The organism is Streptomyces tuirus (assembly GCF_014701095.1).
In the GTDB taxonomy this organism is placed as follows: domain Bacteria; phylum Actinomycetota; class Actinomycetes; order Streptomycetales; family Streptomycetaceae; genus Streptomyces; species Streptomyces tuirus.
Map to the genome: position 1 here is coordinate 5,346,164 of NZ_AP023439.1, position 16,871 is coordinate 5,363,034.

Sequence of the window (16,871 nt, forward strand, 5' to 3'; positions counted from 1 at the left end):
GTGGCCGGCGACAAGCAAGCGGAGACGACGACGGTGCCCGCGGAGGCACGGGAGAAGCACGCGCGCCTCGCGGAGCAGATCGAGGAGCACCGCTTCCGCTACTACGTGAAGGACGCTCCCGTCGTCAGTGACGCGGAGTTCGACCAGCTGCTGCGTTCCCTGGAGGCGCTGGAGGAGGAGTACCCGGAGCTGCGCACCCCGGACTCGCCGACCCAGAAGGTCTCCGGCTCCTACGAGACGGAGTTCACGGCGGTCGAGCACCGCCAGCGCATGCTCTCCCTCGACAACACGTTCAACGACGAGGAGATGGCCGCCTGGACCGAGCGCATCGCCAGGGAACTGGGCGAGCAGGACTACCACTTCCTGTGCGAGCTCAAGGTCGACGGCCTCGCGGTGAACCTCACCTACGAGCACGGCCGCCTCACCCGCGCGGCCACCCGCGGCGACGGCCGCACCGGCGAGGACATCACGCCCAACGTGCGGACGATCGCGGAGATCCCCGACCGCCTCAAGGGCGACTCCGTCCCCGACCTCGTGGAGATCCGCGGCGAGGTCTACTTCCCGATGGAGAAGTTCCAGGAGCTCAACGCCCGTCTCGTCGAAGCCGGCGACAAGCCCTTCGCCAACCCGCGCAACGCGGCCGCCGGTTCACTGCGCCAGAAGGACCCGCGCGTCACCGCCACCCGCCCCCTGCACATGGTGGTCCACGGCATCGGCGCCCTGGAGGGCTTCACGGGCCTCACCCGCCTGTCCGAGGCCTACGACCTGCTCAAGGCCTGGGGCCTGCCCACGTCCGGCCACAACCGGGTGGTCGACGGGCTCGACGGCATCCGGGAGTTCATCGCCTACTTCGGCGAGAACCGTCACTCCGTGGAGTGGGAGATCGACGGCGTCGTCGTCAAGCTCGACGAGATCCCGCTCCAGGGCCGCCTCGGCTCCACCTCGCGCGCCCCGCGCTGGGCCATCGCGTACAAGTACGCGCCGGAGGAGGTCAACACCAAGCTCGTCAACATCCGCGTGGGCGTGGGCCGCACCGGCCGGGTCACGCCGTACGCCCAGGTCGAACCGGTCACGGTCGCGGGCTCCGAGGTCGAGTTCGCCACGCTCCACAACCAGGACGTGGTCAAGGCCAAGGGCGTCCTCATCGGGGACACGGTCGTGCTGCGCAAGGCCGGTGACGTCATCCCGGAGATCCTCGGCCCGGTCGCCGACCTGCGCGACGGCAGCGAGCGCGAGTTCGTGATGCCGAGCGAGTGCCCCGAGTGCGGTACGGCGCTGCGGCCGATGAAGGAGGGCGACGTCGACCTGCGCTGCCCGAACGCCCGCACCTGCCCGGCCCAGTTGCGCGAGCGCCTGTTCTACCTGGCGGGCCGCAAGGCGCTGGACATCGAGCACTTCGGGTATGTGGCGGCGGCGGCCCTGACCGCCCCGCTGGAGCCGAAGGACCCGCCGCTGGTCGACGAGGGCGACCTGTTCGACCTCACCATCGAGCAGCTGCTGCCCATCAAGGCCTACGTCCTCGACCCGGACAGCGGGCTGCCCAAGCGCGACCCGAAGACCGGCGAGGAGAAGGTCGCCACGATCTTCGCCAACCAGCAGGGCGAACCCCGCAAGAACGCGGTGGCCATGCTGGAGAACATCGCGGCGGCCAAGGACCGCCCGCTCGCCCGGATCATCACCAGCCTGTCGATCCGTCACGTCGGCCCCGTGGCGGCCGAGGCTCTGGCCCGCGAGTTCCGCTCGATCGAGCGCATCGAGCAGGCCACGGAGGAGGAGCTGGCGGTCACCGAGGGCGTCGGACCCACCATCGCCGCCTCCCTCAAGCAGTGGTTCGCCGAGGACTGGCACCGCGACATCATCCGCAAGTGGAAGGCCGCGGGCGTCCGCATGGAGGCCGAGAGCACCGGCGAGGACGAGGGGCCGCGCCCCCTGGAGGGCCTCACCGTCGTCGTCACCGGCACCCTCGACCACTTCACGCGGGACGGCGCCAAGGAGGCGCTGCAGAGCCGCGGAGCGAAGGTGACCGGCTCGGTTTCGAAGAAGACGTCGTTCGTCGTGGTGGGTGACAGCCCCGGGTCGAAGTACGACAAGGCGATGCAGCTGAAGGTTCCGGTCCTGAACGAGGAGGGTTTCGGCGTCCTGCTGGAGCAGGGACCGGACGCGGCGGCCGAAGTCGCCCTTTCGGCCGAGGAGTAGCGGTTGAAGGCCACCCGTTCGGCGCATACCAGATGCATACGGGTGGCCGGGGCGCATTCGGGCAACCGTCGGCGACCGCTGCCCCTGGAAGCCTTCTGCGGCCTACTGTTGAGATGTGCGCCTGCCGTGCCCAGCTGCGGTCGGGGCATCGTCGTGCTCGCGCGGAGCGCGGGGAAGGGTTTTCGGGCGCGGGCCGTTGAGGGTTGTCGGGCACCGGGCCGCGGGGCGTGGGCACCGCCGGCTGTGAGAGGGACGGGAATGGAACCGACCGAGAGCGCCGTGCCGGGCTCACGGCTGCGCCTGCGCCGCTTGGCGGCCGCATGGCGTGCAGTCCGTGAGGCCGTGCGGCCGGCGGGGCGTCCGGGTGCGGAGGTGCGCGCCGTCGGACAGTACACCCCGGACGGGCGTTGCGGTGCGGGGCGCGCCGCGGACGGCCCCGGGGCACAGCCGATCACCGAACACACGCCCGGACTCACCGGCGCGGACGACGCGGACGGTGGACAGCACCACGCCTGGCCCGCGCTGCCCGCGGCCGTCGTCTCGGCGGCCGGATTCGTCCTCGGTGCCGGCTTCTACCGCGCCTTCACCGACGGCCACGCGCTCTTCCCGGCGGGCACGGCCGGCTGGTCGCTGGCCGTGCTGACCGGCATCATCGTCGGCCACCTCGTCATGCTGGGCCGCTCCCGCTGGTGGGGCGGCACCGGCTCGGGCGCCGCCCTCACCCTCGCCGTCCTGCTGCTCTACGGCTGGGTCCCGGCCGGCATGGTCAGCCTCACGGTCGTCGTGCTGGTCGGCATAGCCCGCCGCAACCGCTGGCGCCAGGGTGTGCTCTACGGCGCGGTCGACCTGCTCGGCATCGGCGCCGGCGCGCTCGTGCTGCGCGTCTTCGGCATCGTGCCGTCCGTCGAGTCCCCGGCGGAGCCCGCCGCCTGGACCCTCGCCACCGCACCCCAGGTGGCCCTGGTCGCCGTCGCCTACCTGATGGTCACCCGCGTCCTGCTCTGGTACCTGCACGCCCCGCGGCCCGGGCTGCCCACCGTCGCCCGCACCGCCCTGGTCAGACAAGGCCTCGTCGCGGTCGCGCTGCTGGGGATCGCGCCGCTGGTCTGCGTGGTCGCCGTGGCCAAACCGATCCTGCTCCCGCTGTTCTCCATCCCGCTGATCGCCCTGGACTCCACCCTCTGGATCGCCCGGGCCCGGGCGGAGGAGCAGCTGCGCGACCCGCTGACCGGTCTGCCCAACCGCCAGTGGCTGCTGGAGCGCATCTGGACCGCGCTGGACGACGCGGAGCGGATCAACGCCCGCGCCGCCCTGATGCTGATCGACCTCGACCGGTTCCGGTCGGTCAACGACACGCTCGGTCATCTCGCCGGTGACCGGCTGCTGCTGCAGATCGCCGACCGGCTGCGGGTGGCGCTGCCGCGCGGGGCGGAGGCAGCCCGGCTCGGCGGGGACGAGTTCGCCGTCTTACTGCCGGTCGCCGACTCCACGACCTCGGCGACCCGGGTCGCCCGCAACCTCGTCGCCGCCCTCAGTTCCCCCCTCGACCTCGACGGCCTCACCCTCGTCCTGGAGGCCAGCGCCGGAGTCGCCGTCTTCCCCGACCACGCCCTGGACGCCGAAGGACTGCTGCGGCGGGCGGACGTGGCGATGTACCAGGCGAAGCGGGACCGCACCGGCGTCGAGGTCTACGAGTCCAAGCGCGACTCCAACACCCCCGACCGCCTCGGCCTGCTGGGCGATCTGCGCCGCGCCCTCGACGCCCGCGAGGTGCATCTGCACTACCAGCCCAAGGTCCGCTTCGACGGGCAGGTGGCGGGCCTGGAGGCCCTGGTCCGCTGGGTGCACCCCGAGCGGGGCAAGGTGCCGCCGGACGAGTTCATAGCCATCGCCGAGTCCTCGGGCCTGATGCCCCACCTCACCGAGTACGTCCTGGAGACCGCGCTCGGCCAGGTCGCGCACTGGCGGGAGCAGGGCCTGTTCGTCCCGGTCGCGGTGAACGTCTCCCCGCGCGATGTGCACACCCCCGGCTTCGCCGGCTCCGTCGCCGCCCGGCTGGCCCGGCACGGCGTCCCGGCTGGAGCGCTGCAACTGGAGATCACGGAGCACGTCCTGCTGGAGGACCCGCAGCGCGCCGCCGACACCCTCAACCAACTGACCGCGCACGGCGTGAAGATGTCCCTCGACGACTTCGGCACGGGCTACTCCTCGCTCGTGCACCTGCGCCGGCTCCCGGTCAGCGAGCTCAAGATCGACCGCTCGTTCGTGGCCCGGCTCGCGGTCGACACCGAGGACGCGGAGATCGTGCGCTGCACGGTCGACCTCGCGCACTCCCTCGGCCTGCTCGTCGTCGCCGAGGGCGTCGAGGACGACGAGACCTGGGAGCGCCTGCGCGACCTCGGCTGCGACGCCGTCCAGGGCTGGCTGGTCGCGGCGGCGATGCCCCCGGAGGAGACCACGGCGTGGCTGCGGGCGCGGGGCCCCCGGGGCTGGCAGCGCCCGCGCGCCGCGCTCCCCGCCGCGACGGCCGACGAGTAGACCGCACCCATTCTCGCCACCGTGCCCCGCGTGCTCGGCTGGGGCAAGCAGAAGGCCTCCAGCCCGCCTCCGCGGCCGCCGGCTACGGCGTCCCGGCCGGCCCCGGCGGCGACGCCGGGGCCGGCCTGACGATCAAGGGCCTGCGGGACGGCACCCTCGGGCGGGCCGGTCTGGCGCTGCGCGCCTTCGCGGGGGCCGGAGCCGAGGCCTGGTTCATGCTCGCGGTGCCGCTCGTGCCGCTCGTCTTCGCGGTCTGAGGGGACCCGAGAGCCCCAGGGGCGGCAAACCGTTTCACGGGCACGGCCCCCCGACCCATAGGATTGGGCCAAACCACATTCACTCACCCCAGAGGATCGCTGCATGCCTGGCATCACGCGCGAGGAGGTCGCCCACCTCGCCCGGCTGGCGCGTCTGGAGCTGAAGCCCGAAGAGCTCGACCACTTCGCGGGACAGCTGGACGACATCATCGGCGCGGTCGCCCGCGTCAGCGAGGTCGCCGACCAAGACGTACCGCCGACCTCGCACCCGCTCCCGCTGACGAACGTCATGCGGGCGGACGAGGTCTGTCCGTCGCTCACCCCCGAGCAGGCGCTCTCCGGCGCCCCGGCCCAGGAGCAGCAGCGTTTCAAGGTGCCGCAGATCCTGGGGGAGGACTAACAGCCATGACGGACATCATCAAGCTCACGGCCGCCGAGACCGCCGCGAAGATCGCCTCCGGCGAGCTCACCGCGGTGCAGGTCACCGAGGCCCACCTCGCCCGCATCGAGGCCGTCGACGAGAAGGTGCACGCCTTCCTGCACGTCGACCGCGAGGGCGCCCTCGCCCAGGCCCGCGCCGTCGACGAGAAGCGCGAGCGCGGCGAGAAGCTCGGCCCGCTGGCCGGAGTGCCCCTCGCGCTGAAGGACATCTTCACCACGGAGGGCATCCCGACCACCGTCGGTTCGAAGATGCTCGAGGGCTGGATCCCGCCGTACGACGCGACGCTCACCAAGCGGCTCAAGGCCGCCGACGTCGTGATCCTCGGCAAGACCAACATGGACGAGTTCGCCATGGGGTCCTCCACCGAGAACAGCGCCTACGGCCCGACCGGCAACCCCTGGGACCTCACCAAGATCCCCGGCGGCTCCGGTGGCGGCTCGTCCGCCGCGCTCGCCTCCTTCCAGGCCCCGCTCGCCATCGGCACCGACACCGGCGGCTCCATCCGCCAGCCGGCCTCCGTCACCGGCACGGTCGGAGTGAAGCCGACGTACGGCGCGGTCTCCCGCTACGGCATGGTCGCCTTCTCCAGCTCCCTCGACCAGGGCGGACCCTGCGCCCGCACGGTCCTGGACGCGGCCCTGCTGCACGAGGTCATCGCCGGGCACGACCCGCTCGACTCGACCTCCATTGACGAGCCTGTCCCGCCGGTCGTCGAGGCCGCCCGCAACGGCAGCGTCGAGGGCATGCGCGTCGGCGTCGTCAAGCAGTTCCGCGGCGAGGGCTACCAGGCCGGCGTCATCCAGCGCTTCGACGAGTCCGTCGAGCTGCTGAAGGAGCTGGGCGCCGAGATCGTCGAGCTGGACTGCCCGTCCTTCGACCTGGCGCTGTCGGCGTACTACCTGATCGCGCCCTCGGAGTGCTCCTCCAACCTCGCCCGGTTCGACGGCCTGCGCTACGGCCTGCGCGTCGGCGACGACGGTACGCACTCCGCCGAGGAGGTCACCTCCCTGACCCGCGAGGCCGGTTTCGGCCCCGAGGTCAAGCGGCGCATCATGCTCGGCACGTACGCCCTGTCGAGCGGCTACTACGACGCCTACTACGGCAGCGCCCAGAAGGTCCGCACGCTCATCAAGCAGGACTTCGACAAGGCGTTCGAGCAGGTCGACGTGATCGTCTCCCCGACGACCCCGACCACCGCCTTCGCGATCGGCGAGCGCGCCGACGACCCGATGGCGATGTACCTCGCCGACCTGTGCACCATCCCGACCAACCTGGCGGGCAACGCGGCGATGTCGCTGCCGTGCGGTCTCGCCCCGGAGGACAACCTCCCGGTCGGTCTGCAGATCATCGCCCCCGTCATGAAGGACGACCGCCTGTACAAGGTGGGTGCCGCCGTCGAGGCCGCCTTCGTGGAAAAGTGGGGCCACCCGCTGATCGAGGAGGCTCCGTCGCTGTGAGCGCACTGTCCAAGGCCAAGGGCTTCAAGAAGTCCAAGTCCGGTCTGTACGTGTCGATGGCCACGTCGGCGTTCGGCGCCGTCGGTGTCTACAAGCAGATCAAGAAGGCCCGCGGAGACAACGACACGCTGCGGCTGCTCGACGCCGTCGTGACCGGAGCCGCGGTCGTCACCAACCTGGCCATTCTCTACCGCGAGCTGAAGCGGCTGGGCGACGACGACGTCCTGCTGGGCTGAGAGGGAAGTACTCACCGTGACCACCACGACCGACCTGGTGTCGTACGAGGACGCACTCGCGTCGTACGACCCCGTCATGGGCCTCGAGGTCCACGTCGAACTCGGCACCAAGACCAAGATGTTCTGCGGCTGCTCGACCGCCCTCGGCCAGGACGCCAACACGCAGACCTGCCCGGTCTGCCTCGGCCTGCCCGGCGCGCTCCCGGTCGTCAACGCGACCGGCGTCGAGTCCGCGATCAAGATCGGCCTCGCGCTGAACTGTGAGATCGCCGAGTGGTGCCGCTTCGCCCGGAAGAACTACTTCTATCCGGACATGCCGAAGAACTTCCAGACCTCCCAGTACGACGAGCCGATCGCCTTCAACGGCTACCTCGACGTGCAGCTGGAGGACGGCGAGACCTTCCGGGTGCAGATCGAGCGCGCCCACATGGAGGAGGACACCGGCAAGTCGACCCACGTCGGCGGTGCCACCGGCCGCATCCACGGCGCCTCGCACTCGCTGCTGGACTACAACCGCGCCGGCATCCCCCTCATCGAGATCGTCACCAAGCCGATCGAGGGCGCCGGCGAGCGTGCCCCCGAGGTCGCGCGGGCCTACGTCCGTGAGCTGCGCGAGCTCATCAAGGCGCTCGGCGTCTCCGAGGCCCGTATGGAGATGGGCCAGATGCGCTGCGACGTGAACCTGTCGCTGCGGCCGAAGGGCACCGAGAAGTTCGGCACCCGTTCGGAGACGAAGAACGTTAACTCGCTCAGGTCCGTGGAGCGCGCGGCCCGCTTCGAGATCCAGCGGCACGCGGCCGTGCTGTCCTCGGGCGGCACGATCATCCAGGAGACCCGCCACTTCCACGAGGACACGGGGTCGACGACCTCGGGCCGGGTGAAGGAGGAGGCCGAGGACTACCGGTACTTCCCGGAGCCCGACCTCGTCCCGGTGGCCCCGCCCCGCGCGTGGGTCGAGGAGATCCGGGCCGGGCTGCCCGAGCTGCCGCTGGTCCGCCGCAACCGGCTCCGCGAGGAGTGGGGCGTCTTGGCCACCGACATGCAGGCGATCCTCAACGCCGGCGCGCTGGAGCCCATCGTCGCCACGATCGAGGCCGGGGCCGACGCCGCCTCCGCCCGCAAGTGGTGGATGGGTGAGCTGGCCCGCAGCGCCAACGAGTCGGGCAAGGCGCTCGACGAGCTGGCGATCACGCCGGAGCAGGTCGCCCGGGTCACCGAGCTCGTCGCCAAGGGCGACCTGAACGACAAGCTGGCCCGGCAGGTCATCGAGGGCGTTCTCGCGGGCGAGGGCACCCCGGACGAGGTCGTCGACAAGCGCGGTCTGAAGGTCGTCTCCGACGAGGGCGCCCTCACCACCGCCGTCGAGGAGGCCATCGCCGGCAACCCGGGCGTCGCGGACAAGATCCGCGGCGGCAAGGTGGCCGCGGCCGGTGCCCTGGTCGGTGCGGTCATGAAGGCCACCCGCGGCCAGGCCGACGCGGCCCGTGTGAAGGAACTGATCCTTGAGAAGCTGGGCGTCAGCGAGGGCTGACCGCGGCGGACCCCACGAGGGGGGACGCACCGGATACGGTGCGTCCCCCCTCGTCGTGCGGCTCAGAGGCGGCGGCCTACGACCCGGACGAAGCCCAGCGTCTCGCCCCGGTCGAGGCGCAGCATCTCGGCGCACTGCCCTGCCATCCGGACGTGCCAGTCGTCCGTGCTCTCCTCGGCCACGACCTCGCACCAGCGCAGCCAGTCGCGCCAGCCGTCCTGAAGCCAGTCCGCGGTCTCGACCTCCACGGCCCCGCTGCGGGTCCAGTGGCGCCGCCACCAGGCCGCCGTGTGGAAGCACCAGAAGCCGGGCTCCCAGTACGGCTCGAGGTGCTCCGGCGGCTCGACGCCGTCGATCTCCTCGCGCAGCGCCGGTACGACGACGCCGATCCGCCCGCCGGGCTTCAGCAGCCGCGTCAGCTCGGGCAGATAGAGGTCGTTCGTGCCGAAGTACTGGTAGGCGTCGATCGAGACGATCGCGTCGAAGCTGCTCTCCCCGAACGGCAGGTCGTGCGCCTCGGCGAGCACGGGCAGCACGCGGTCGGCGACACCCGCCTCGGCGATGCGCCCGGCGTTCTCGTCGGGCTTGATCCACAGGTCGGCGGCGGTGACCTGGACGTCGTACTCCCTGGCGAGGAAGACCGACGTCATGGCGCGGCCGCAGCCCAGGTCGAGCACCCGGGCGCCGGGGCTCAGGGTGTCGAGCCCCAGGGCGGGGGCCAGCCACTCCAGCAGCCACAGCGCGTGCGGGCCCATCTGGTTGTCGATGGTCCAGCGGGCGTCGTAGCCGTTGCTGCGGGGGTAGCCGGGATGGCTCAGACGGTCAGCGAGGGGGTCGTTCGAGGTCCGGGAAGTGATGTCCGGCATCGGTGAACGGGCTCCTTGAGTCCTTGAGGAAGTACGGGGATGCGGAGGAGCTCGGTCGGACCGTCACACAACGCACCTGCTTCGGCCGGGCGGCGGGAGGCCGCGGGCATTCCTCGGACCCGCGGACGCTAACAGCCGGTCCGGCGGCCCCGCATCCGGTTTTCGGCGCCCGGCGCGCTACCGTCTCGGCCATGAGTGGACGTCCTGATTCCGACACCGATGAAGAGATCGAGGGCTCGGAGGCGACCGCCGTACAGGACGAGGCCGACGACCCGGCGGAGGGCGAGGAGGACGCCCGCCGGGCCCGCTGGACTGCGGCCGGCACCGGCGCCGCACTGACCCTGGCCGGTCTCGCCGCGGCGCTGCTGCGCCTCACCCGCTCCGCACCGGCCCTCGTCCCGGCCGCGTACGCCGGCGGGGCGGCCGTCTGCGCCGCCGCCGCGGTGCTGGGCTCCCGCGGGCGCACCCGGCGGGCCCTGTGGCTGCTGATCGCGGGGGTGATGGTGATGGCCTTGGGGGATCAGTTCGACTGAGTGCGGCCGCTGTGAATAAGCCCACGAAACCGACAAATGATCTCGTTCGTTTGTAAGAGTGGCAGCGCATTGCTCATGCGTTCTTTGCTGGCCGTTCAGTTCATGTACGACTGTTCCCGGTCAAAGATCCACACAAGGCAAACCCGGGAGCACGTTTCGTGGCAGCCCTCGCACGCTGGTGTGTCCAGCGCCGTCTGCTCAGCGTCATGCTGTGGCTCCTCGCGTTCGCGGGTGTCGCCGCGGGCGCCGCCGTCGCCGGCACCACGTACTCGAACGACTACGAGGTCCCCGGTACCGAGTCGGGCCGCGCCGCCGAGCTGCTGCACGAGGGCTTCCCGCGACTCGGCGGCGACAGCGACAACGTCGTCTGGCACACCACGTCCGGCAGTGTCCGCGCCGCCGACGTCGAGCAGACGATGACCCGCACCCTGGACCGGATCGAGAACCTCCCCGGCGTGGCCTCGGTCACCAGCCCCTACGACGGGTCCGGCGCGGGCCGCGTCAGCGAGGACGGCCGTACGGCCTTCGCCTCGGTCACCTTCGACGACCGGGCCGAGGACGTCTCCCAGGGCGAGGCGCAGGCCGTCGTCGACACCGCGAAGAGCGCCGAGACCGACGGGCTCCAGGTGGAGCTGGGCGGCAGCGCCATTGCGCTCACCGAGTCCTCCGGCGGGCACCTCGCCGAGATCGTCGGCGTGATCGTCGCCGCGGTGGTGCTGTTCCTCGCCTTCGGCTCGCTCGCCGCGTCCCTGCTGCCCATCGCCACCGCCCTGGTCGGCGTCGGCACCGCCTACGCCGGGATCGTGCTGCTCGGGCACGCCATGACCGTCGCCGACTTCGCGCCCATGCTGGGCATGCTCATCGGGCTCGGCGTCGGCATCGACTACGCGCTGTTCATCGTCACCAGACACCGGCGCGGGCTGAAACGCGGGCTGTCCGTCACCGAGGCCGCCACGAACGCCGTCGCGACCACCGGACGGGCCGTCGTCTTCGCGGGCGCGACCGTTTGCATCGCCCTGCTCGGCATGCTGATCCTGCGGCTGAGCTTCCTCAACGGCGTCGCCATTGCGGCGAGCCTCACCGTCATCCTCACCGTCGCCGCCTCCGTGACCCTGCTGCCCGCCCTGCTGTCCTTCATCGGCATGCGCGCGCTCAGCCGCCGGGAGCGCCGCCGCCTCACGGAACACGGGCCCGAGCCCGAGCTGCCCACCGGCTTCGCGGCCCGCTGGTCGGCCTTCGTGGAACGCCACCCCAAGGTGCTCGGCGCGGTCGCCCTGGTCGTCATGGGCGTCCTCGCGCTGCCCACGTTCTCCCTGCACCTGGGCACCTCCGACCAGGGCAACGGCCCGCAGACCGCCACCACCCGCCAGGCCTACGACCTGCTCGCCGACGGCTTCGGCCCCGGCGTGAACGGCCCGCTCACCCTCGTCACCAAGGTCGACGGAGCCGACGACAAGCTCGCCCTGGACAACCTCGACGCCACCCTCCGTACCACCGACGGCGTCGCCTCGGTGACCCCCGTGACCTTCGACTCCGGCGGCCACACCGCCTACCTCACCGTCGTCCCGGAGTCCTCCCCGCAGTCGCAGCACACCAGCGACCTCGTCGACCGGCTGCGCGGCGAGGTGCTGCCCCGCGCCGAGTCGGGCACCTCGCTCGATGTGCAGGTGGGCGGCATGACGGCCGGCTACGACGACTTCGCCGACGTCATCGTCTCCAAGCTGCCGGTCTTCGTCGGGGCCGTCATCGGCCTGGGCTGTCTGCTGCTCCTGCTCGCCTTCCGGTCCGTCGGCATCCCGCTGAAGGCCGCCGCGATGAACGTCGCCGCCGTGGCCTCCGCCTTCGGAGTCGTGGTCGCGATCTTCCAGTGGGGCTGGGGCAGCGAACTGCTCGGCCTCGGCAGCGCGGGCCCCATCGAACCCTTCCTGCCCGTGATCATGGTGTCGGTGCTCTTCGGCCTCTCCATGGACTACCAGGTCTTCCTGGTCAGCCGGATGTACGAGGAGTGGCTGGAGACCGGCGACAACCGGCGGGCCGTGCGCGTCGGCCTCGCCGAGACCAGCCGGGTGATCAACTCGGCGGCGGTCATCATGATCTCCGTCTTCCTGGCCTTCGTGCTCAGCGGCGACCGCGTGATCGCCATGTTCGGCATCGCCCTGGCCGCCGCCGTCGCCCTGGACGCCTTCGTCCTGCGCACCCTGCTCGTCCCGGCCCTCATGCACCTGCTCGGCGGCGCCAACTGGTGGCTGCCCCGCTGGCTGGACAAGCGCATGCCGCGCATCAGCATCGAGCCGCCCGAGAGCCGTGCCGCCCATGAGAGGCTGGCCGCCGCGACGGACGCCGAGGTGGCGGACGTCCTGGCGGAGGAGGAGCGGCAGCGGGACGTACGCGACATCCCGGGGTGACGACGCCGAGCTGAGGCCCCTGGACCCCCGGCACGCCGGGGAATTCCTGGCGCACCTGGAGTGACCCGGGACGGTGTGCGGCGCGAGGCACACCCCTATGGTGGCCTACGGCACGATCTCGAAGTCTGGTCGGTGCCGGCGCCCGAGTGGCGCGCCGCACGCGCGCGTGCCGCTCACAACGATCATTAAGAGACTTCTCAGACAGCGACCCTACGGTGCGAGACATGGCTACGAACGCAGTGGACGAGACCGAGGCCACCAAGGCCACGACCGACGAGAAGGCGGTGGACACCACCAAGTCCGACGAGGTGCCCCAGACCGAGGTCCCGGCCGCGGCCGACGACGAGCAGGCCGCCGACGACGCGCAGACCAGGGAGGACGCTCCCTCCGGCGTCGGACAGGGCGCCGCCGCCGTCGTCTCCGCCGCACTGGGCGTCGTCTCGCTCACCGGCAGCTGGATCGGCACCGTGGCCTCCGCGCGCCAGAACCTCGTCGGCCAGCTGGAGACCGCGCAGAACGCGGGCGTGGCCCAGCAGATCCAGGCCGTCTACGGCGACGCCTGGCAGACCACCGCCCTGTGGGGCGGCCTGTTCGCGCTGATCGCGCTGGTCGTCGGCGTCGTGACGCTCGCCCGGCCCGCGTTCGGCACGCCGGGCAGGATCCAGGCCCCCTGGATCAAGTCCGTCGCCTGGGCGGGAGTCGCGCTCGGCGTCATCGGCCTGTTCCTGGCCGTCCTCAAGTACACCGGCATCCTGCTCGGACTGCCCTCCGCGAGCTGAGAGCCCGCAGGTCCTGAGGGGTCTTAGGCGGTTCCGTGAGCACCTTACGGAGCGCCTGAGGCCCCTCAGTCGCGTCTAAGGTCCCCCGCGCGCTCCAAGATGCGGAACTCTCCCGATGTGGCGGCCCCGCCTGGGAGACGAGAGTGAGGTCAGCACGGAGAAACACTCCGTGACCGCCTCTCCTCAAGGACACACCATGTACGAGTACGAGCTCCAGCGGCTGCGCACCAGCGACCTGATCCGCCGTGCCGACCACGAGCGCCTGGTCCGCGAAGCCGCCCGGGCCCGCCGCGCGGCCCGCCACGAAGCCGGCCAGGACTCCGCCGAGCACGAGAGCCATAGCCGCCGCTTCCGCCGGCCGCGATCCGCCCGGACCGCGTGAACGCCGGGGCGGGACCGGCCGCCGGCCTGGCCGTCAGGGGAGCAGCGGCCGTCGTTCCGACAGGAGCGGCGGCCGCTGCTCCGGCCGTTCGAAGGAAAACCGGTGCCGTGCCCTCGGACCCGCATGCGATGCTCGGGGCCGTGGAGACCAGGTCCGTGAGCCCCGTGTTCGTCGGCCGTGCCGAGGAACTGGGCACGCTGCACGACGCGCTCGTCCGCGCCCGCGAGGGCGAGCCGCAGGCACTGCTCATCGGCGGGGAGGCCGGGGTCGGCAAGACCCGCCTCGTCGAGGAGTTCGCCGCCGCCGCCCGCCACCGCGGGGCGGTGGTCGCACTCGGCGGCTGCGTGGAGATCGGCGCCGACGGCCTGCCCTTCGCCCCCTTCTCCACCGCCCTGCGCGCCCTGCGCCGCGAACTCCCCGGCGAACTGGCCGCCGCGGCCGCCGGGCAGGAGGTGGAACTGGCCCGGCTGCTGCCCGAGCTGGGCGAGTCCAGAGCCGGGCGGCACGACGAGGACGGCATGGCCCGCCTCTTCGAGCTCACCGCACGCCTGCTGGAGCGCGTCGCCGCCGAGCACACCCTCGTCCTCGCCCTGGAGGACCTGCACTGGGCCGACGCCTCCACCCGTCACCTCCTCTCCTACCTCCTGCGCACCCTGCGCACCGGCCGCCTCGTCGTCCTCGCCACCTACCGCTCCGACGACATCCACCGCCGCCACCCACTGCGGCCCCTGCTCGCCGAACTCGACCGGCTCCGCACGATCCGCCGCCTCGAACTCGCCCGCTTCAACCGCGACGAGGTCGGCCGCCAGGTCGCCGGGATCCTCGCCCACGAACCCGAGCCGGGCCGGGTCGACGCGATCTTCGAACGCTCCGACGGCAACGCCTTCTTCGTCGAGGAACTCGCCGTCGCCGCCCACGAGGGCTGCCGGACCGGCCTGACCGACTCCCTCCGTGACCTGCTGCTGGTCCGCGTGGAGGGGCTGCCCGAGCCCGCCCAGCACGTCGCCCGGATCGTCGCCGAGGGCGGCTCCACCGTGGAGTACCGGCTGCTGGCCGCCGTCGCCCGGCTCGCCGAGGACGATCTCATCGAGGCGCTGCGGGACGCCGTCAACGCGAGCATCCTCGCCCCCGCACCCGGCGGCGACGGCTACCGCTTCCGCCACTCCCTGGTCCGCGAGGCCGTCAGCGACGACCTGCTCCCCGGCGAACGCTCCCGCCTCAACCGCCGCTACGCCGAAGCCCTGGAGAGCGACCCGGGCCTCGTCCCCGCCGACCAGCGGGCCACCCGCCTGGCCAGCTACTGGTACCACGCCCACGACGCCGCCAAGGCCCTGCCCGCCGTCCTCGAAGCCTCCGTCGAGGCCCGCCGCCGCCACGCCTACTCCGAGCAACTCCGCCTCCTGGAGCGGGCGATGGAGCTGTGGGACGCCGCTCCCGACACCGTGCGCCGGACCCTGCGCCCCGTGGACTACGCCGAGGTCTACCCTCCCCCACTGCCTGAACGGCGTGGAGGGACCCCCAGCGGCTGCGACCCGGCCACCACCGCCCTGCGCCACCTGGACCTGCTGGCCGAGGCGGCCGTCGCCGGACGGCTCTGCGGGGAGCGTGAACGCGCCCTGAAGATCACCAAGCGGGCGCTGCGCCTGCTGGAGGACGAGGCCGACCCCCTGCGTACCGCCTGGTTCTGGATCCAGCGCTCCCGGCTGGTGCAGGGACTGGCCCGGGGCGACGGCTGGAAGGAGATCGCCATCGCCCAGGAACTGGTCCGCGGTCTGCCGCCGTCCGAGGTGCACGCGGAGGTGCTGGCCACCGCCGCCCACTGGTCGATGCTGCACGAACCCGGCCCGGACGCCCTCACGGCCGCCGAGCGGGCCGTCGAGTACGCGCGCATGGTCGGCGCCGACGACATCGAGTCCAACGCCCGGCTCACCCTCGGCGGGCTCATGGTCGACGCCGGGCAGATCGACGCCGGGCTCGGCCACATGTACGACGTCCGGGACGAGGTGGTCGCCCGTGGCCTCGCGGCGGTCGTGGGCCGCAGCCATGTGAACCTGCCCTCCGTCCTCGAAGGTGTCGGCCGCTCCGAGGAATCCGTCGGCATCCTGCGCGAGGGCCTGCGGCTCACGGGCACGATGGGCCTGCGGGACGCCGAGGCCTGGATCTGGAGCAACCTCGCCGAGTCGCTCATCTCCCTCGGCCGCTGGGACGAGGCCGCCGAGGCCGCCGGCAACGCCCAGCGACGCGGCCAGACGGCAGGCCCGCACGGGTCCGGCGCCAACTGCCTGGCCTTCCTCGCGCTCGCGCGCGGGCAGGTGCCCGAGGCCGCCCGGTACCTCGCCCAGGGCCGCGCCGCCTACGGCCCGCACGACCCCATGCCGCAGCACGACCTGCCGATCTCCTGGCTCACCATCGCGCTCGCCGCCGCCGAGGGACGCCTGGCCGACGCCCGCGCCGAACTGGCCCGCACCCTGGAATCCGGCTTCCCGCTCGGCACCCAGCGCTACGCCTGGCCGCTGCTGCTCCAGGCGGCCACCGCCGAGGCCGACGCCAGGGCGCTGCCCGCCGCCCGCGAGGGCCGCGAGCAGGTCCTGGACGGCATCCTCCGCACCGTCAAGCGCCTCACCACCCACGCCCCGGTCTGGCTCGCCCACGAGCAGTGGGTCCGTGCCGAACTCCACCGCGCCGAGGGCCTGAGCACCCCGGACGCCTGGTCGGAGGTGGTCACCGCCTTCGAACCCCTGAGCCGGCCCTACGACCTCGCCCGCGTCCGGTACCGCCTGGCCGAGTCCCTGCTGACGGGCGCCGGCGACGACGAGCGCGAGCGCGCCGCGGAACTGCTCCGCCTCGCCCACACCGTCGCCCACCACCTCGGCGCCCGGCCGCTCGCCGACGCCGCCACCGCGCTCGGCCGGCGCGCCCGCCTCCCGCTCACGCCCGCCACGCGGCCCGGCCCCGCGCCGGCCGACCCCGCCGAGGCGCTCGGCCTCACCAGCCGGGAACGGGACGTCCTGCGCCTGGTCGCCGCCGGTCACACCAACCGCCGCATCGCGCAGGAGCTGTTCATCTCCCCGAAGACGGCGAGCGTGCACGTCTCCAACATCCTGGGGAAGCTCGGCGTCTCCGGGCGGGGCGAGGCGGCGGCGGTGGCGCACCGGCTGGGGCTGTTCCCGGCCGAGATGCTCATGCCCGGTCCGGCGAGCTGAGGCATACGCTGTAAAGGACGTCGCGGACGACGTGAACCCCGCGGCC

General features: G+C 72.3%; 12 protein-coding genes and 2 pseudogenes. 13 read left to right on the forward strand and 1 reads right to left on the reverse strand.

The genetic code is table 11. The features are described 5' to 3' along the window. The 7 genes and pseudogenes from ligA to gatB all read left to right on the forward strand — a co-directional run bounded on the left by ligA (position 1) and on the right by gatB (position 8,657). Positions 1-2,196, forward strand: a complete 2,196-nt coding sequence (ligA, locus tag IGS69_RS24700; protein WP_190902703.1) for an NAD-dependent DNA ligase LigA — start codon at positions 1-3, stop codon at positions 2,194-2,196. A gap of 258 nt (positions 2,197-2,454) precedes the next feature. Continuing rightward, positions 2,455-4,734: a putative bifunctional diguanylate cyclase/phosphodiesterase gene (locus IGS69_RS24705; protein WP_190902704.1), complete on the forward strand. Its 2,280-nt coding sequence runs from the start codon at positions 2,455-2,457 to the stop codon at positions 4,732-4,734. Positions 4,735-4,793: 59 nt separating this feature from the next. After that, positions 4,794-4,976: pseudogene (locus IGS69_RS35090) on the forward strand (DUF4267 domain-containing protein); the annotation flags it as partial. A gap of 118 nt (positions 4,977-5,094) precedes the next feature. Then, positions 5,095-5,391, forward strand: a complete 297-nt coding sequence (gene gatC, locus IGS69_RS24715) for an Asp-tRNA(Asn)/Glu-tRNA(Gln) amidotransferase subunit GatC (RefSeq protein WP_190902705.1) — start codon at positions 5,095-5,097, stop codon at positions 5,389-5,391. A 5-nt stretch (positions 5,392-5,396) separates the two neighbouring features. Continuing rightward, a complete protein-coding gene (gene gatA / locus IGS69_RS24720; RefSeq protein WP_190902706.1) occupies positions 5,397-6,890 on the forward strand; it encodes an Asp-tRNA(Asn)/Glu-tRNA(Gln) amidotransferase subunit GatA in 1,494 nt (497 codons plus the stop codon). Continuing rightward, a complete protein-coding gene (locus tag IGS69_RS24725; RefSeq protein WP_019329755.1) occupies positions 6,887-7,126 on the forward strand; it encodes a hypothetical protein in 240 nt (79 codons plus the stop codon). Before gatA ends, IGS69_RS24725 begins: the two co-directional genes overlap by 4 nt. 16 nt (positions 7,127-7,142) lie before the next feature. Then, on the forward strand, positions 7,143-8,657 hold the full coding sequence (gene gatB, locus IGS69_RS24730) for an Asp-tRNA(Asn)/Glu-tRNA(Gln) amidotransferase subunit GatB (protein WP_190902707.1): 1,515 nt from the start codon (positions 7,143-7,145) through the stop codon (positions 8,655-8,657). Positions 8,658-8,719: 62 nt separating this feature from the next. On the opposite strand, the gene IGS69_RS24735 is transcribed toward gatB, so the two are convergent. Continuing rightward, positions 8,720-9,523 (reverse strand): SAM-dependent methyltransferase, encoded by an 804-nt coding sequence (locus IGS69_RS24735; RefSeq protein WP_190902708.1) that lies wholly within the window; start codon positions 9,521-9,523, stop codon positions 8,720-8,722. A 191-nt stretch (positions 9,524-9,714) separates the two neighbouring features. Here IGS69_RS24735 and IGS69_RS24740 point away from each other — a divergent pair, with 191 nt between their 5' ends. The 6 genes and pseudogenes from IGS69_RS24740 (at position 9,715) to IGS69_RS24760 (ending at position 16,825) form a co-directional block, all read left to right on the forward strand. Further along, positions 9,715-10,056 carry a hypothetical protein gene (locus IGS69_RS24740; protein ID WP_190902709.1) on the forward strand — a complete coding sequence of 114 codons (342 nt, stop codon included), beginning with the start codon at positions 9,715-9,717 and terminating at the stop codon, positions 10,054-10,056. Between the two features lie 158 nt (positions 10,057-10,214). Next, positions 10,215-12,461, forward strand: coding sequence for an MMPL family transporter (locus IGS69_RS24745; RefSeq protein WP_190902710.1), 2,247 nt, complete (start codon positions 10,215-10,217; stop codon positions 12,459-12,461). Between the two features lie 57 nt (positions 12,462-12,518). Beyond that, positions 12,519-12,650: pseudogene (locus IGS69_RS34750) on the forward strand (GNAT family N-acetyltransferase); the annotation flags it as partial. 26 nt (positions 12,651-12,676) lie between these two features. Then, positions 12,677-13,240 (forward strand): hypothetical protein, encoded by a 564-nt coding sequence (locus IGS69_RS24750; RefSeq protein ID WP_385864846.1) that lies wholly within the window; start codon positions 12,677-12,679, stop codon positions 13,238-13,240. Between the two features lie 196 nt (positions 13,241-13,436). After that, positions 13,437-13,622, forward strand: a complete 186-nt coding sequence (locus tag IGS69_RS24755) for a hypothetical protein (RefSeq protein WP_190902712.1) — start codon at positions 13,437-13,439, stop codon at positions 13,620-13,622. Between the two features lie 128 nt (positions 13,623-13,750). Then, positions 13,751-16,825 (forward strand): helix-turn-helix transcriptional regulator, encoded by a 3,075-nt coding sequence (locus IGS69_RS24760; RefSeq protein ID WP_190904628.1) that lies wholly within the window; start codon positions 13,751-13,753, stop codon positions 16,823-16,825. The last annotated feature ends 46 nt before the right edge of the window (positions 16,826-16,871 follow it).

Coding starts and splice junctions, on each gene's coding strand:
- IGS69_RS24705 (WP_190902704.1), top strand. CDS start 2,455: ATGGAACCGACCGAGAGCGCCGTGCCGGGCTCACGGCTGCGCCTGCGC.
- gatA (WP_190902706.1), top strand. CDS start 5,397: ATGACGGACATCATCAAGCTCACGGCCGCCGAGACCGCCGCGAAGATC.
- IGS69_RS24735 (WP_190902708.1), bottom strand. CDS start 9,523: ATGCCGGACATCACTTCCCGGACCTCGAACGACCCCCTCGCTGACCGT.
- IGS69_RS24740 (WP_190902709.1), top strand. CDS start 9,715: ATGAGTGGACGTCCTGATTCCGACACCGATGAAGAGATCGAGGGCTCG.
- IGS69_RS24760 (WP_190904628.1), top strand. CDS start 13,751: ATGCTCGGGGCCGTGGAGACCAGGTCCGTGAGCCCCGTGTTCGTCGGC.
- IGS69_RS24755 (WP_190902712.1), top strand. CDS start 13,437: ATGTACGAGTACGAGCTCCAGCGGCTGCGCACCAGCGACCTGATCCGC.
- gatC (WP_190902705.1), top strand. CDS start 5,095: ATGCCTGGCATCACGCGCGAGGAGGTCGCCCACCTCGCCCGGCTGGCG.